The sequence below is a fragment of the Spirosoma flavus genome (genome assembly GCF_054778555.1).
On sequence record NZ_BAAGZL010000006.1, the window covers coordinates 118682 to 135922 of the forward strand.

The window sequence follows — 17241 nt, forward strand, 5'->3', positions numbered from 1 at the left end:
ACAAACATGATACGTAATACATTTTTTTTATCCGGTACGTTTGTGGCAGCTACGTTGCTAATCGCTTCCTGCTCGAAAAGCTTTCTGGACGTACCGGTTCAGGGACAGGCGACTACGGCCACTGATCCAAATCTGGCGGTTAATCTGGTGACTGGTGTTTACAACAGCATGTACAACAGCGAAGCTTTCGGTGGCGAAGGGGGCGATGTACACGGCATCAGTTTTATTGCCGCTACCAACATTATTTCCGACGACGCCGACAAAGGCAGCACCCCTGGCGACCAACCTTCACTGGTTGACATTGATAACTTCACTACTACGTCGACCAACAATTTCGTAGCGGCCTTGTGGAACGGATATTACAGTGGAATTTCGCGGGCTAACCAGGCGCTGGCCGCCTTAGAGACTGCTTCGTTAACGCCAGCAGCCAAAAGCCAGTTAATAGGCGAAGTACGCTTTATACGGGCTTACTACTATTTCAATCTGGTACGTTTCTTCGGGCCAGTTCCTAAAGTGGTTCGGGTTCCGAAGGATGCGCAGGATGCCAATAACGATCCCGATTTCCAGACGCGCGCACCTCTCGATACGATTTACAACGTAATCACGCAGGATTTGCAGTATGCGGCTGCTAACCTTCCATTACGTGCGCAGTCGGCCTTGGGGCACGCCAATAAGGGAGCGGCTCAGTCGTTGCTGGCCAAGACGTATCTGTATCGTAAAAACTGGCAGCAGGTGCAGGCGCTTACGCAGGAGGTGATTAATTCGGGGCAGTATTCGCTGGTGCCCGATTATACAACGATCTGGCGTTACGTTGGTAATAACAATGCGGAATCCATTTTTGAAACGCAGAGTGGTACGTTCAACAACAGCGACATTGCCGTTGGCGGCTACTGCACCTGGCAGGGACCACGCGTAGGACCGCTGGGTGGCTGGACAGATCGGGGTTTTGGCTTCTGTACACCCTCCACCGATTTGGTCAATGCTTATGAACTCGGCGACAAACGGAAGGAATCGACAATCATTACTATTGACAAGACTGGTCGTCGTATAGGTACAGTATTGTATGATGGTTTCCGCATTCCGAGTGGCGATTCGGTGCAGAATAATTACTACAACTACAAAGCTTACGCCAGCGAAAATCCCAGCATCGAACCCTATCTGGGCAACCGCGACAAGAAGCAGAAAAACGTTCGTCTGCTACGTTTCGCGGACGTACTACTGATGAACGCCGAAGCCAACAACGAACTGGGCCAAACAGCAGCGGCCGTTACGCTACTGAACAGAATCCGTACCCGCGCGGGATTAGCAGCAACAAAAGCAGCCTCGCAAACCGACGTCCGCGAAGCTATCTGGAAAGAGCGACGGATTGAGCTGGCAATGGAACACGACCGTTTTTTCGACCTGGTGAGAACGGGGCGGGCGGCTCAGGTGATGCGGGCCGCCGGGAAGAATTTCGTGGCTGGCAAGAATGAATTATTACCAATACCAAGCCTGCAAATTCAACTCAGCGGTGGCAAACTAACCCAGAATAATGGGTACTGATCAAGCATTAAACTGATTACCTAATAAATACAATTCAAAACCAATAGACCATGAAAACCAAACAAATCACAGCGTGGGTGGCGGCTGCGGTAGTAATGAGCACTGTGTTCACTTCATGCAAGAAAGATGATGGCACGGCTACGTTGCCAGACATCGGAGGATATCAAAGTTCGAATGACGTTGCCAGCTCTAATCTGTTGGCCCGCTGGACATTTGAAGGGACACAAAATGAAACGGTGTCTAATACCGCTCCGGCCAATACTTATGGTACCGTAAATTATGTTACAGGACCTTCTGGCTCGGGTCAGGCGCTTAATCTTGTTACGGGAGCTGTGGTATATCCTGCTATACCTAAGCTCAACACCGCCAATGCGTTGGCAAGTTATACGCTAAGCATGTGGGTCAATGTTAAAAACAACAAACAGTTCTTTACCTCATTCTTTGGGCTTTTCCCAACGGCAAAAAAAGATGCGTTTGGTAATCTGAGTGGTGGCGCTGAAACGGGCTGGTTCGCGCCAAGCGCTACGCCTGATACGTTAGTCTTAAAGGCAAATTATAGTTCCTTACTTGCCGATGGCAATTTTAATGGTCAGGACAACAGACCTGATCCAAGAGGTAAGCCTCCGGTCGGCGTATTTAAAGGGGCTGGTGTATGGAGTCATTTTGTTATACGATTTGACCCAAATACCCATCAGATCAATGTCTTTGGAAATGGTCAATCGATCGGAGCCTATAATGATAGAGGTGTGAATACCGTCGCTCTTAATATGTTGACTCCGTGCCAGGCGGTGATAGGCAGTTTGGCAAGTTCAGAGATTGGGTTTGCCCAGGCCGGACCTTTACCATCTTACACAACAAAAGGTACTTTCGCCATCGATAACATTAGAGTTTACAATAAACCTTTGTCTGATGGCGATATTAACTCGCTGTATCAGCTTGAGTTAGCAGGCCGATAATTTTTGAAATGAAAAAGCAGGGGCTGTTTTCACGTAGAGAACAGCCCCTATTACTGACGTTCTGAAAACGAAATGAATATAACCAACGTAGTGGTGTTGCTGCTGATTCTCCTTAGTTTTTCCTGCAAGAAAACTGAAGACGTTGAACCGCCCAAGCCATTTTATTTCAAGACAGTAGAAGTAAACGGTCAGCCGCTGACTACAACGAATTTTCGTAATCAGGGACTTAATCCAACTATTAAGGTGTCTTTTTCGGCTCCGGTTCAGAAGGAGAACGTAGCAAACCATATTAAGCTAACGCAGGGTACTACGTCGGTGCCACTTCAGATTACATTCTCGGGCGGTGATACGTTGCTCACTATTACACCCCAAAGTCCGCTCACTCCATTGACGAACTATGCGTTCGAAGTCTTGCCGACGCTCACTTCGCAACAGGGCGCCTTATTCACTTCAACGCTAAACCTAGGTCTGACAACGGCTCCTGACAATACCGACAAATTTCCACGTATCAGCGACGACGCTTTGCTTGACCTCGTTCAGAAACAGACGTTTAAATACTTCTGGGACTTTGGACATCCGGTATCAGGAATGGCTCGCGAGCGAGATGCGTCGGGCGACGTAGTGACCTCGGGAGGAACCGGTTTTGGAATCATGGCTATAGTGACTGCTGTCAATCGGCAGTTTATTAGCCGGGCTGATGGATTGGCTCGGCTGTTGAAAATGGCCAATTTTCTAAAAAACAACGCGAAACGGTATCACGGCGCTTTTCCGCACTGGCTTAATGGCGCTACAGGAGCTACGGTTCCATTCAGCGCTAAAGACGACGGAGCCGATTTGGTCGAAACGTCGTATTTAATGCAGGGATTACTTACCGCACGGCAGTATTTTAACAGCCCGACCAACGCTGACGAAGTTGCGTTTCGGCAGATAGTCAATGAGTTGTGGGACGGAGTTGAGTGGAACTGGTTTACTAAAAATGGGGCAGAAACAAACCTGTACTGGCACTGGTCGCCAAACTACAACTGGGATATGAACCTGCCCATTCGCGGATGGAACGAAGCCCTGATTACCTACGTACTGGCAGCTTCCTCAAACACCAGCGCCATTACCAAAACCGTTTACGACAATTCCTGGGCGCAGAACGGAAAATTTGTAAATGGCAATAGTTATTACGGCATCAAGCTTCCGCTGGGACCGGCTTATGGCGGGCCGCTTTTTTTCTCGCAGTACTCGTTCCTGGGTATCAATCCGCATGATTTGAAAGATGCCTACGCTGATTATTGGGCGCAGAATACGGCGCATTCGCTGATTAATTATACGTACTGCAAAACCAACCCTAAGCAATTCAACGGGTATAGCGCCGATTGCTGGGGCCTGACCGCCAGCGACCAGCAAGACGGCTACTCAGCCCGCGACCCTAACAACGATAACGGCACCATTGCTCCGACGGCGGCCTTGGCAGCCATGCCGTATACACCCACTGAGTCAATGCAGGCGCTCCGGTTTTTCTATTACAAACTCGGCGATAAAATCTGGAAGCAATACGGCTTTGTGGATGCGTTCAACCTAACCAACATCTGGTTTGCCAATTCATTTCTCGCCATCGATCAGGGACCAATCATCATAATGATTGAAAATCAGCGCTCTGGTCTCCTATGGAATTTATTCATGAGTTGCCCAGAGGTAAAAAAAGGCATGAAAAACCTGGGCTTTCAAAGTCCAAATCTGAACTAAACGTAATACGAATAAGGTGTTCGTCTGGTGAAGCAACCCTCGTACCGGTGCGGGCATCTTGTTCGTGTAGCCTTATGAAAACAGCACTCTTCTTCCTTTTATCCTTCACTGTCTGCATCGCTCAACCCAGACCATATACATTAACAAAAGCTGATAACACGTTCTTAGACAGCTTACAGCGCGATACGTTCCGATTTTTCTGGGAAACTACGAATCCAGAAAACGGACTGGTACCTGACCGAGCGCCCAGAACAGGCTTTGCCAGTATTGCCGCAGTAGGCTTTGGACTGACTTCGTATCTGGTTGGTGTGGAACGTAGCTACATCACCCGTCAGCAGGCAGCCGAACGTACCGTTAAAACACTACGTTTCTTTGCGAAGGCTCCTCAATCCGAAAAGGCAACGGGCGTAACAGGCTACAAAGGTTTTTTTTATCACTTTCTGGATATGAAAACCGGCGAGCGTTTCAAGCAGGTCGAACTGTCCACGATTGATACAGCTCTTTTGCTTGGCGGCATCCTGAGCGCACAAACATATTTTGATAAGAATACGCCCGTTGAAACCGAAATCCGGCAGTTAGCCGATCAACTTTATAAACAGGTTGACTGGACCTGGATTCAGCACCGGAAACCTTTTGTATCAATGGGTTGGCATCCCGAAAAAGGATTTATCGACGCCGACTGGAAAGGGTACAACGAAGCTATGCTTCTCTACGTACTGGCGTTAGGTTCGCCCACTCACCCGGTAGGACCAGAGGTCTGGTCGGGCTGGACGAAATCATATCCCTGGGCTACGTTCTACGATCAGCCACACGTCAACTTCGATCCGTTATTTGGTCACCAATACTCGCATTGCTGGATTGATTTTAGAGGAATTCGAGACGAATACATGCGCGGAAAAGGCATCGACTATGCTGAAAATTCGCGCCGGGCTACTTATGCAAATCGTGCTTATTGCCTGAAAAATCCCGCCAAGTGGCAAGACTACAGCACAACCATCTGGGGGCTAACTGCCTGCGACGGCCCTAAAGACACAACGGTAGCCGGGCGAAATTTCTTTTCCTATCGAGCACGAGGAGCCGCTTCAACGCAAATTGTGGACGATGGTACGTTAGCACCTACAGCGGCTGGCGGTTCGCTTGCGTTTGCCCCTGAAATATGCCTGCCTGCGTTGCGGGCCATGAAAACAAAATACGGGACAAGACTCTATGGCGAATACGGTTTTCGTGATGCCTTTAACCCAACGTATCGCTACCGATCTGAATTTGCGAACGGCCCCACCACCAATGGCTGGTTCGATATTGACTACCTCGGCATTGATCAAGGCCCAATTCTGATCATGGCGGAGAACCTACGTAGCGAATTTATTTGGAACCTGATGAAGAAGAATCCACACATCAAGCGCGGATTAATGAAAGCAGGTTTTACGGGCGGATGGCTGAAGTAATTGTAGCGCGGGTGGGACCCGCGCTACAATTAAAATCCTTACCGCGTTTTATTCTTCAGCAAAATTAAAGGCAAATGTGTGTCCCAGGTCGGCTTCAAATCTTTCTGAATGATGAATGTCTTTGAAAAATTGCCCAGTACTACGTCGGCATCGCCATCCTGATCGAAGTCGTTTACATCCATGCATATCCAGCGACCATACGTACTGATAGGCAGCGCATGCGGCAGAAATTCGAGCGTTTTTTGCTGCTCGAAATACAGGCAGCTTTCGGCTGGATTATCCTGAAAGTCAGCAAAAAAAGCAATGGTCATTATATCCAGATCCCCGTCTTTGTCAAAATCCGTGGCGACAGCTTTTGTGCAGCCGTTAATCGGATAAAAATAGGCCTGCTTATACCGAAAATCGCCTTGATTTAAATAGATGTATACGCCGTGATAAGGTTTCAGTACCGGCGAATAATCGCTGTTATCGCCACAGGTGTATAGAATATCCTGCCGACCATCCTTATTAAAATCGACCAATTGAAAGCTGGTCGATCCATATACTGCCGGGAAACGCAGTACGTTACGTTCGGTAAATCCACCTTTTTTGTCGTTCAAAAACAGCCAGACACCTTCGTCGGCATGGGCGAAAAGCACCATCAGGTCAGGCCAGCCGTCGGCATTAAAATCGCCAACAGTTGACTGAATGGGGCCCGCTACGTCTTTAATTGATTGTCTGCTGAATTTTCCGTTTTTTTCTTGCTTCAGCCAGTACAATCCCCCTTTTGAGTGACCGAATCCACAAACTACCCAATCGGTCAATCCATCTTTATTAATATCGACATGAACTGACTGTATTGGGCGTGGCAAGGCAGTATCTATTGTTAAAGAATCCGGTTTCTGGTTACTCGAAAGATTAAGCGAAATCACTTCACCCTTCAGGCCATCTTCGGCGCGCATGGTGCCCATACTCGTGAATACGCCTTGTCTGTTTCCTTTTGCATCTCGAATAAATTGAGCATTCACCGCAGCCGAAGGCAATTGTCTGAATTTTTCCGGTTGAAGTTGTTGATTCCAGCGCGTCAAATCGCTACGTATGCCGTCGCTGGAAAAGAGCTGACGCCCAGCTGTATCCATCGCTACCAAGGTCGTAATGGCTGTCTGAGACGTATCAGTCTGGGGCTTTTGAAGCGAGAAATTCGCTAGGTCTTCTTCTGGGTCAACGGGTACTTTGGCAGGTTTGAGTTTGATCGGTGCCAACGCCTGATAGTACGCCACCAGTTTTTGCCAGTCATTAAACGAAATCGCTGCCCCGCTGCCCGCATAATACTGCCCCCCCGGATACGTCTCTAATCCCAAATTGGGGGCCATTGCCGGTAATACGTGTTCTATCCAGGTTTGTTTGTCCAGCAAATCAGGCGTTGGCACCTGATGACAATTACCGCAATGCTTCTGCGCCAGTTGCTGACCTTCCATCAGAATTGGATCATGAAGTTTTTCGGAATTATCAACCCGGCAACTCGTAACAAACCCGGTAGCTACTGCCACAAGAACGTAGTAAACCTGAAAAAAAAATCGCTTAGAGAAATTCATTAATAGGTGATACGCAAGAGAAATCCTTCTATTATCAAACGCTACGTTCCGCTAGTGCATTATTGCCGCTCACCAACCAGATTCAGCATGAAAGCGTACTCCAGCGCGATTTCTTTTAGTGCCTGAAAACGACCCGATGCACCACCGTGCCCCGCTTCCATGTTGGTGTGCAGCAGCAGTTGATTATTGTCGGTTTTCAGCGTGCGCAGTTTAGCGACCCACTTTGCCGGCTCCCAGTATTGCACTTGTGAATCATGCAGACCCGTGGTTACTAGAAGGTTCGGATATGCCTGTTTCGTTACGTTGTCGTAGGGCGAATACGACAGCATGTAATCGTAGGATTCTTTGTTTTTCGGATTACCCCACTCCTCAAATTCGCCCGTCGTGAGCGGAATGCTTTCATCAAGCATCGTCGTTACTACGTCGACGAACGGCACGGCGGCTACTACGCCACGATACAGTTGCGGAGCCTGGTTCACAACAGCGCCCATCAGCAACCCCCCAGCGCTACCGCCCATGGCAAACAGCTTATCAGCACTGGTGTACTTGTTCTTGATGAGGTACTCCGATACGTCGACAAAATCGTTAAACGTATTTTTCTTTTTCATCATCTTACCATCTTCGTACCACCGGCGTCCCATTTCCTGCCCACCCCGAATGTGGGCGATGGCATAAATAAATCCTCGGTCGAGCAGACTCAGACGCGTCGAACTGAAGCCAGGATCCATCGAATAGCCATAGGAACCATAGGCGTATTGCAGCAACGGCGCCGAACCATCTTTTTCCGTCCCTTTGCGGTACACCAGCGACACCGGCACCTTCACCCCATCGCGGGACGTAGCGTATACGCGCTCCGATACGTAGTTGTTCTTGTCGAAACCGCCCAACACTTCCTGCTGCTTTTTCAGCGTTTTTTCCTTCGTATCCATGTTGTAATCGAAGGTAGAGTTGGGTGTGGTCAGCGAGGAGTAACTATAACGTAGTATGTTCGTGTTGAAATCAGGATTGTAGCTGATGCCCGCTACGTAGGCTGGCTCGCCAAAATCGAGGTATTCGTCAGCTTTCGTTTTTTGGTTGATGACCCGGATATTAGTCAGGCCCGCTTTACGTTCGCCGAGCACCAGATGATTCACAAATACGTCCATGTTGGCGAGGTAGACATCCGGGCGGTGGGCAATCACTTCTTTCCAGGCCGTGCGGTCGGTGGTTTTGCCTTCCGGTACTTCCATCAGCCGGAAATTTTCGGCTTTCCAGTTCGTGCGAACGTAAAACTTGTTCTGATAATGAACGATGTCGTACTCGTGCCCTTTCTCGCGTGGCAGAAACACCTTGAATTCACCCATTGGCTGGCTGGCTTCCAGCAACCTGTATTCGGTCGAAACGCCGTTGTGATCGGAGCCGATGGTGATGTATTTCTTAGATTTTGAGCGGCCCAGCCCCATGTAGAACTGGTTGTCTTTTTCTTCGTAAACCAATACGTCTTTGTTAGAATCGGTGCCCAGAACATGCCGGTAAACCTGATAACCCAGCAGCGTCTGCGGATCCTTTTTGATGTAAAAAAGCGTTTTGTTGTCGGTTGCCCAGGCAAAACTTCCCGCTTCAGTGTTGGGGATGGTTTCAGGGTAAATCTTACCGGTTTTCAGGTTTTTGATACGTAGCGTATACAACCGCCGACTAACAGTATCTTCAGCGAAAATGGCTAGCTCGTCGTTGTCCGATACTTCGTACCCACCTAACTGGTAATAGTTATGCCCTTTTGCCAGTACGTTGCCATCAAACATCACTTCTTCAGCGCCCTGTAACGAACCTTTTTTTCGGCAATAAATCGGGTATTCGCCACCGGTTATGAACCGGGTGTAATAAAAATAATTTCCTTCCTTGTATGGCACCGACTCGTCCTGCTGTTTGATACGTCCTTTCATCTCGTCGAATAGCTTCGTTTGCAGGTCTTTAACGGGAGCCATTACGTGGTCGAGATACTCGTTTTCGGCTTTGAGGTAGCTGACTACCTCCGGATTTTCGCGCTCGTTGAGGTAATAATAATTGTCGACACGTTTATGGCCGTTCGTAATGAGTTCTTTCGGTTTGACAGCCGCTTTAGGCGGGGTCGATTGTCCCTGAGTCATTGTATAAAGCGTGAATGAAAAGAGAAATGTTAGGTAGATTCGGTTCATGGTCGTCAGTTGCTGAATGAAATGAGGAAGATTTTCTGTAAAAATAAGCCCTATCCCAACGAAACCTAAACGGATGTAAAAACCTTTTAGACCATTTTTGTCCTTCCGGGGAACGAGGAATCCTGAAAGTTTCATACACAACAAGTAGGTCACGTTAAGATTTCTCGTTCTCCGGAAGGACAAAAATGGCTTCTGGAACGTCGTTCTGGCCCAATAGAAACTCTTTTTATGCTCGAACTCGTGGTTGCTCATTACACCGAAAACCTGAACTGGCTGGGAAATTTGCCCAGGGGTTTGGCGGTTGCGGTTTATGATAAAAGCCCCACCGATACGTATCTTGGTGGAATTGCGCTTCCCAACATCGGCCGCGAAGCCCATACGTATCTGCACCACATCGTCAGCCGTTACGATTCGCTGGCCGAGTGGACTATTTTCTGCCAGGGAAAACCCTTCGACCATGCCTACGATTTCAAGAAATCGCTACGTGCCTTTGTCGATAATCCCGAAACTATCAGTCAAACGGGTTTTCGCTGGCTGGGCCATCTGATTGATACTGACGACAATCAGGGGTACCGACTGTTCAAACCGTGGAGTAAAAACGACGACGGGCGCGGGCTTGATTTACGGGGATTTCATAGCGCTTTGTTCGGTACAGACGGCCCTGCTACGTATACGTTTGTGCTAGGGGCTCAATTTGCGGTACAACGTAGCGTTTTGCGGCAACGCTCCGTATCATTCTACGAAAACGCGCTGGCCGTTTCCAGTACGTTTCCTGATGCGGCTCACTGTTTCGAACGTAGCTGGGATCACGTGTTTGGGCTGGTCGGTATTGATCGGAACTGGCTCGGCGAACGGTTAATGGTTCAGTTGAAACCGATGAAACACCAACCGGGGTCCGATACGTAGCTATAGCTGGTTTTTGTCGATTTTTCCTTATTCATTTGAACGCTTTTTTTAATTCCTGCGTCTAGTCATTCGGTGCTGAGAATCCACTGAACTTTTATATATTTAGCAAAGATTTCTACTACCTAACTCATGGCCCGGACACTCTACGTGCCTCTACACCGGCTCGTTCTGTTCTGCATCGGCACCGCCGGTTTCTTAACTGCTTTCCACCCCCCCAAACCACCGTTTCAGAAAACCTTTACCAAGATTAATAAGGAGGTAACAGACAACAGTCGTGCTTACCAAACGCTGAACGATGTTTCTCAAAAGGTGGGTCACCGGCTCACGGGCAGTCCTAATGGCACCCGAGCCGAAGCCTATGTATTTGATCTTCTGTCGTCGTATGGTTTCAGCGATATTCGCTATGAGCCGTTTGAGGTTGAAGCCTGGATGCGCGACACCGTTACGTTGGCGGTGGTGCCAAACCGCAGCGACAATTTCCGCGATGTACCCGTTGTAGCGCTGGCGCACTCGCCCATCGATGCGCACATACAGGGAGAAATTGTGGATGTCGGCAATGGCCTCGAAGGTGACTTTGTGGCCGTAAAAGACAAGTTAAAAGGGAAAGTAGCGCTGGTAAATATTGGTCTGGCCGCTCCTACCAAAGGTGCGCGAAACCTGCATCGCTCCGAAAAAACGGCGCTGGCGATACAATATGGTGCGTCGGGCGTTATTATGGTCAACTTGGTGCCGGGCAACGTATTATTGACGGGAACAGCTTCGGTAACGGGTAAGCTTATTCCCATTCCGTCGGTTTGTATCTCGCTGGAAAGCGGGCAGGCGATACGTGCCTGGATGCAGGAAGAGCATGGGAAACTGCACGCACTGATTAATATGACCAATAAGAGCCGGAAAATTCGCGCCCGGAACGTAGTGGCTACGTTGAAAGGCTCTAAATATGCCGACGAGAAAATCATTGTCGGCGGTCATCTGGATTCCTGGGATCTGGCAACGGGCGCAATTGACAACGGCATTGGCTCGTTCGCTGTCATCGACATTGCCCGCACACTTAAAGCCCTGAAAGTAAAGCCGAAACGCACTATAGAATTCGTCCTGTTTATGGGTGAAGAACAGGGATTGCTCGGTTCGAAAGCGATGGTCGCGAACCTAAAAAAAGCGAACCAGTTAGACAATGTCCGCTGCATGGTCAACCTCGACATGACCAATGATCCGACGGGGCTCAACGCTTTTGGCCGTACCGACATGGTTCCTTTTCTGAGTACAATCGGCGAAGAGATGAAGGAAGTAGAACCCGCTTTTGCGAATCAGATGCAGAATCAGGCGGGACTTCACTCTGACCATCAGCCGTTTATGCTTGAAGGCGTTCCTGTTGTTGGTATGAACGGCCACTTGCCCCGCGAAGTACTGGATTGCTACCACGCTAACTGCGACCGCATGAACCTCGTCAACGCCGATCAGTTGAAAAATACGGTCCGTTATTCAAGCATGTTGCTCTTCGCCCTCGCCGACACCGACGACATTCCAACCCGGCGGCAGACGGATACCCAAACCCGCGATTATCTGGTGGCGCAAGGTTTACGCACTCCACTACAAATCGCCAACGAATGGCGCTGGAAGGAGTAAGTTAATTTTTTAGGGCTTAACCTCTGTTTCTTTCGTCGCATAGCGACCTAATGTTTACAGCATTCATACCCTGGCTTTTTATCCCGTCGCGTAGCGACCAAACGTAACGAATTTGGTCGCTACGCGACGGACTTCTTATTTGTTTACCTTTTCTACAAACATTGGGTCGCTACGCGACGTAACACAAACTTCACCAGAATTCGCTCCAATGAGGTATTTAAGGTGGGGTAATTCATGCAATAGTAAAAATCAACTGGCCCACTCTTTATTTGTAAATCATCAGAAAAGGCTGCTGAAGCCGTATAGTGTATGTCACACGAAAAAAAATCAACCGTCTCCCGGAGAAGTTTTCTCGACGTAGCGGTCAAAGGAACGGCCCTGATCGCTGGTTTTCCGACTATCGTTCCGGCTTCAGTTTTTGGCAAAAACGCCCCCAGTAATCGTATCAACGTAGCCGCTATTGGTACCGGACGTATCTCGCGCGGACACGATATGCCGGGCGTCTGGCAATACGACAATGCCCTCATTATGGCCGTTTGCGACTTGGATAGCAAGCGGGCCGAGGATGCCAAAAAACTAGTAAACGGCTATTACACAAAGAAAACTGGCAAAGATTACGACGGAGTTCGGGTGTATACGGATTATCGGGAATTACTCCTCAATAAAGACATTGACGCCGTAATTGTCAGCACGCCCGACCACTGGCACGCGCCTATCGTGGTAGATGCCGTTCGCGCCAAGAAAGACGTGTACATGCAGAAACCGGCTTCGCTCACGATTTCCGAAGGGCGAATGATGGCTGATGCCGTGAAACAGACGGGTCAGATTGTGCAGGTTGGTAGCCAGCAACGCTCGTCGGAGCAGTTTCGTTACGCGGCTGAATTGGTGCGTAACGGACGTATCGGCGAGTTAAAAACAGTTTATGTTGGCTTGCCCGGCGACCCATCGGGCAATGAAGAACCGCAGATGCCGGTTCCTAAGAATCTCAATTATGATATGTGGCTCGGCACTACGCCAGAAGTGTATTATACGGAGAAACGCGTTCACCCACAGGCCGATTACGACCGTCCGGGCTGGCTACGTTGCGAGCAGTTCGGGGCCGGAATGATTACGGGCTGGGGCGCTCACCACATCGACTGCGCGCACTGGGCCATGAATACCGAACACACTGGCCCAATCGAAATCTGGGGAAAAGCCGATTTCCCGAAAAGCGGTTTGTGGGATGTGCACGGCATTTTCCGTACGGAAGCGCTTTACGAAAACGGCGTGCACATGGTGGTGAGCAACGAAATTCCGAACGGTATCCGGTTCGAAGGCACCAAAGGCTGGATTTTCGTGTCGCGGGGCGATGCTTCGGTAACGGCCTCTGACCCAATTGCCAAGCAGAATGCCGCCAAGAAACTCGACGCCAGCGATCCCAAAATTATGACGTCGGTAATTGGCCCAAATGAAGTGCATCTGACAGTCAGTAAAGAGCACCACGGCAACTGGCTGGAAAGCATTGCCAGTCGGAAAGAGCCGATTGCGCCCGTTGAAATCGGTCACCGTTCGTGCACCGCCTGTTTGCTGCACCACGCAGCCATGAAGCTGAATCGCAAACTGTATTGGGACCCGAAAAAAGAGCAATTTAAAAACGACCCCGAAGCGAATAAGCTCCTGGCGCGTCCACAACGGGCTGAATATGCCATTAAAGCTGTGGCTTCGGCAAAATAAAAAATGAGCGAAAGAGCGAATGAGCGAAAGGCTAACGCGAGAACCTACCGGACGGCTTCGCTCTTTCACTCATTCGCTCTTTCGCTCATTAAAAATCCCTCCTTCAAAAATGAAGTTATCCCCTATTATTAGTTGCCTATTCATGGCTACGTTAATTTCCGCTTGCCAGTCGTCAGAGAAAAAAGAATCGGCTAGTGGCGAAATCCACCTTATTACGTTAGATCCCGGCCATTTCCATGCCGCCCTCGTGCAGAAAAATATGCTCGAAGGCGTCGATTCAGTTGTGCATGTTTACGCACCCGATGGCCGTAACGACGGACCGCCTGATTTACAGCTTCATCTGGACAAAATTCAGGGTTTTAACACGCGGGCTGAAGATCCTACGCACTGGAAAGAAGAAGTCTATAAAGGTGAAGATTTCTTTGATAAGATGATAAAAGACAAAGCTGGGAACGTAGTGGTTATGGCTGGTAACAACCGTCTGAAAACCGACTATGTTCAAAAGACCGTCAATGCTGGTTTTAACGTACTGGCCGATAAACCGATGGTTATCAGCGCGTCAGAGTTCGATAACTTAAAAGAATCGTTTGCTACCGCCGAGAAAAACAAGGTACTGCTTTACGATATTATGACCGAGCGATACGAAATCACGACCATGTTGCAACGGGCCTTTTCGCAGCAGACGGGGGTATTTGGTACGTTAGAAAAAGGCACACCTGAGAATCCGGCCGTAACAAAAGAAAGCGTTCACCATTTCTACAAGAACGTATCAGGCAGCATTCTCACACGCCCAGCATGGTTCATGGACGTAGCACAACAGGGCGAAGGTATCGTTGACGTAACAACTCACCTCGTCGACCTCGTCCAATGGGAATGTTTTCCGGAACAGATTATTGATTATCAGAAAGATATCAAACTCAATTCCGCCCGTCGCTGGACAACGGACATGAGTCTGAGCCAATTTAAAGCCATCACAAAACAGAATGCTTTCCCCGACTATTTGAAAAAAGACGTAGTGAAAGACAGTATTCTGAAAGTCTACAGCAACGGCGAAATCAATTACCAGCTTCGGGGTGTTAACGCGAAAGTGTCTGTTACGTGGGCGTATAAAGCCCCCGAAGGCGCTGGCGATACACATTACTCGATTATGCGTGGGACTAAAGCCAATCTGATCATTCGCCAGGGCGCCGAGCAGGCATATAAGCCTACTCTTTATATTGAATCCGTTTCGGGTAACAAAACGCTGGAAGCCGATGTAAAAGCGGCTCTTCCTGCCATTCAACAGCAATATCCGGGCGTTGATGTGAAGAAAACCGCATCGGGATGGGAAGTCGTTATCCCGGAAAAATACAAGGAAGGCCACGAAGCACATTTCGGCCGGGTAGCCCAGAAATACCTGGATTACCTGAAAGCGGGCAACCTGCCAGCCTGGGAAGTTCCCAATATGATTGCCAAATACTATACGACCACTCAAGCGCTGGAATTGGCAAAGAAAAAATAAAGAGCGAACGAGTGAATAAACTGCCGGATGGCTTTCACTCGTTCGCTCATTCATCCTTTCACTCTTAAGACATGAATCATCGTCGTAACTTTATAAAAGAGGGTCTTGCTACAGCTGCCGGCTTAGTGGCCCTGCCTTCCCTGTCGAACGAAATCATTGGCGCTCCTGCTATTATCCCAAGTCAATCGCTGGATATGGCTCGTCAACCGAAAGGGGCCGCCCGTATTCGCTTCTCTGTAATTGGCATGAACCACGGCCATATTTATGGACAAGTTGGGGCCGTTACACGTGGCGGTGGAGAACTGGTTTCATTTTATGCGAAAGAGCCCGAATTGGTTGCCGAATTTGCCAAACGTTTTCCGCAAGCCAAACAAGCCAAAAGCGAAGCGGAAATTCTGGAGGACAAATCGATTCAACTGGTGCTTAGCTCAGCTATTGCCAACGAACGTGCCCCGCTCGGTATCCGCGTCATGAAGGCTGGTAAAGATTTCATGTCCGACAAACCCGGTATCACAACGCTCGAACAGTTGGCCGAAGTCCGTAAGGTTCAGAAAGAAACGAAGCGGATTTACTCCATTATGTACAGCGAACGGCTGGAAAATAAAGCTACCGTAAAAGCGGGCGAAATGGTCAAAGCTGGCGCTATCGGCAACGTAATACAAACCATCGGGCTTGGGCCACACCGCATGAATCCGAAGACACGGCCAGCGTGGTTTTTTGAGAAAAAGCAGTTTGGCGGGATTATCTGCGACATTGCCTCGCACCAATTCGACCAGTATCTATTCTTCACCAATTCGACCAAAGCAGATATTGTAGCGGCTCAGGTAGGCAATGTTCATTTTCCACAATACCCTAATTTTGAGGATTTTGGCGACGTAATGCTACGTGGTGACGGAGGTATGGGTTACATACGCGTCGACTGGTTCACGCCCGACGGCTTGAAATCTTGGGGCGACGGGCGTCTAACGATCCTCGGTACAGAAGGATTTATTGAAATCCGGAAAAACATCGACCCCGGTGGACGCGAAGGCGGTAATCACCTGTTTATTACCGATCAGAAAGAAACCCGCTACGTTGATTGCTCTAAAGTAGAGCTTCCTTATGGCGAACAATTAGTAAACGACGTACTGAACCGCACCGAAACAGCTATGTCGCAGGAACATTGTTTCCTAGCTACGGAGCTATCCCTGAAAGCGCAGAAACAGGCGCAGGTGATCCACTTAAAGAAATAGCGGTTTCTTTCGTCAGGCCAGGCAGGGCGATGAAATTAACTATTGCACTACGTAAATCCCATCCTAAATGCCTCTTTTCTGGTCTGGAAAGGCATTTAGGATGGGATTTGCGCGTCAACGAGAATTCATATCTACAGCGTTCTCAAACAAGTTTTTCCAGGTTAGGGCTGCTAGCAAACTGCCCAAGACTGGGGCAATCATAAACAACCATAATTGTTGTAATGCTTTACCCCCCGCTAAAAGGGCAGGCCCAAAGCTACGGGCAGGGTTGACTGACGTACCGGTAATAGGAATTGCCACTAGATGAACGAGTACCAATGTCAGCCCAATTGCCAGACCAGCCATAGTACTATTTCCCCACGTAGCAGTTGTTTTGAAGATAACCAGGATGAACATAAACGTCATCACTGTTTCGGTAATAAAAGCCGACGTTGTGTTATAACCTCCCAAATATCCCGGTCCCCATCCGTTCGAGCCCAAAGCCCATTCAGTCATCAGAAAACCAGGAGCCCCGCGTTGAATTACATATAAAACGCCAGCGGCCAGGGTAGCACCCAAAAACTGGGCAACTATATAGCCAATTGCCTGGCTTGCTTTTATTTTTCCGACCAGGAGCATGGCTATGGTAATGGCCGGGTTAATGTGACAACCCGAAATAGGACCAATCGCGTAGGCCATCACCACAACAGTCAACCCAAAGGCCAGCGAAATTCCCAATAGGCCAATGCCGGCTGGCCCAGTCGAGGTGATGCCGGAAATGCCAGCGGCTCCGCAGCCAAAGAGCACTAAAGCAAAGGCACCTATGCACTCAGCTAAGTTCTTTTTCATGATAAATGTAGAC

The 17241-nt window shown here is 49.0% G+C and carries 12 protein-coding genes; 9 read left to right on the forward strand and 3 right to left on the reverse strand.

Features of this window, described 5'->3' with window-relative positions; genetic code table 11:
• Positions 1–6: 6 nt before the first annotated feature.
• The 4 genes from ACYVF1_RS25925 (at position 7) to ACYVF1_RS25940 (ending at position 5677) form a co-directional block, all read left to right on the forward strand.
• Positions 7–1542 (forward strand): RagB/SusD family nutrient uptake outer membrane protein, encoded by a 1536-nt coding sequence (locus tag ACYVF1_RS25925; protein WP_461084442.1) that lies wholly within the window; start codon positions 7–9, stop codon positions 1540–1542.
• Positions 1543–1592: 50 nt separating this feature from the next.
• A complete protein-coding gene (locus tag ACYVF1_RS25930; protein ID WP_461084444.1) occupies positions 1593–2498 on the forward strand; it encodes a hypothetical protein in 906 nt (301 codons plus the stop codon).
• Between the two features lie 72 nt (positions 2499–2570).
• A complete protein-coding gene (locus tag ACYVF1_RS25935; protein ID WP_461084446.1) occupies positions 2571–4232 on the forward strand; it encodes a glucoamylase family protein in 1662 nt (553 codons plus the stop codon).
• Positions 4233–4306: 74 nt separating this feature from the next.
• Positions 4307–5677, forward strand: a complete 1371-nt coding sequence (locus ACYVF1_RS25940; protein ID WP_461084448.1) for a glucoamylase family protein — start codon at positions 4307–4309, stop codon at positions 5675–5677.
• 38 nt (positions 5678–5715) lie between these two features.
• On the opposite strand, the gene ACYVF1_RS25945 is transcribed toward ACYVF1_RS25940, so the two are convergent.
• Positions 5716–7206, reverse strand: a complete 1491-nt coding sequence (locus ACYVF1_RS25945) for an FG-GAP repeat domain-containing protein (protein WP_461084450.1) — start codon at positions 7204–7206, stop codon at positions 5716–5718.
• 104 nt (positions 7207–7310) lie between these two features.
• Positions 7311–9425: a S9 family peptidase gene (locus tag ACYVF1_RS25950; RefSeq protein ID WP_461084843.1), complete on the reverse strand. Its 2115-nt coding sequence runs from the start codon at positions 9423–9425 to the stop codon at positions 7311–7313.
• 228 nt (positions 9426–9653) lie between these two features.
• Here ACYVF1_RS25950 and ACYVF1_RS25955 point away from each other — a divergent pair, with 228 nt between their 5' ends.
• The 5 genes from ACYVF1_RS25955 to ACYVF1_RS25975 all read left to right on the forward strand — a co-directional run bounded on the left by ACYVF1_RS25955 (position 9654) and on the right by ACYVF1_RS25975 (position 16400).
• On the forward strand, positions 9654–10331 hold the full coding sequence (locus ACYVF1_RS25955) for a DUF3431 domain-containing protein (protein WP_461084452.1): 678 nt from the start codon (positions 9654–9656) through the stop codon (positions 10329–10331).
• Between the two features lie 129 nt (positions 10332–10460).
• The gene (locus ACYVF1_RS25960; RefSeq protein WP_461084454.1) at positions 10461–11954 is read left to right on the forward strand and encodes a M20/M25/M40 family metallo-hydrolase; all 1494 of its coding nucleotides are present in this window, start codon (positions 10461–10463) and stop codon (positions 11952–11954) included.
• Positions 11955–12263: 309 nt separating this feature from the next.
• Positions 12264–13667 carry a Gfo/Idh/MocA family protein gene (locus ACYVF1_RS25965; protein WP_461084456.1) on the forward strand — a complete coding sequence of 468 codons (1404 nt, stop codon included), beginning with the start codon at positions 12264–12266 and terminating at the stop codon, positions 13665–13667.
• Between the two features lie 109 nt (positions 13668–13776).
• Entirely contained in the window at positions 13777–15168 is a 1392-nt protein-coding gene (locus ACYVF1_RS25970) for a putative oxidoreductase C-terminal domain-containing protein (protein WP_461084458.1), read from the forward strand.
• Between the two features lie 71 nt (positions 15169–15239).
• Positions 15240–16400 carry a Gfo/Idh/MocA family protein gene (locus ACYVF1_RS25975; RefSeq protein WP_461084460.1) on the forward strand — a complete coding sequence of 387 codons (1161 nt, stop codon included), beginning with the start codon at positions 15240–15242 and terminating at the stop codon, positions 16398–16400.
• A gap of 114 nt (positions 16401–16514) precedes the next feature.
• Here the strand turns inward: ACYVF1_RS25975 and ACYVF1_RS25980 are convergent, their stop codons facing one another.
• On the reverse strand, positions 16515–17228 hold the full coding sequence (locus tag ACYVF1_RS25980; protein ID WP_461084462.1) for an MIP family channel protein: 714 nt from the start codon (positions 17226–17228) through the stop codon (positions 16515–16517).
• Positions 17229–17241 lie beyond the last annotated feature (13 nt).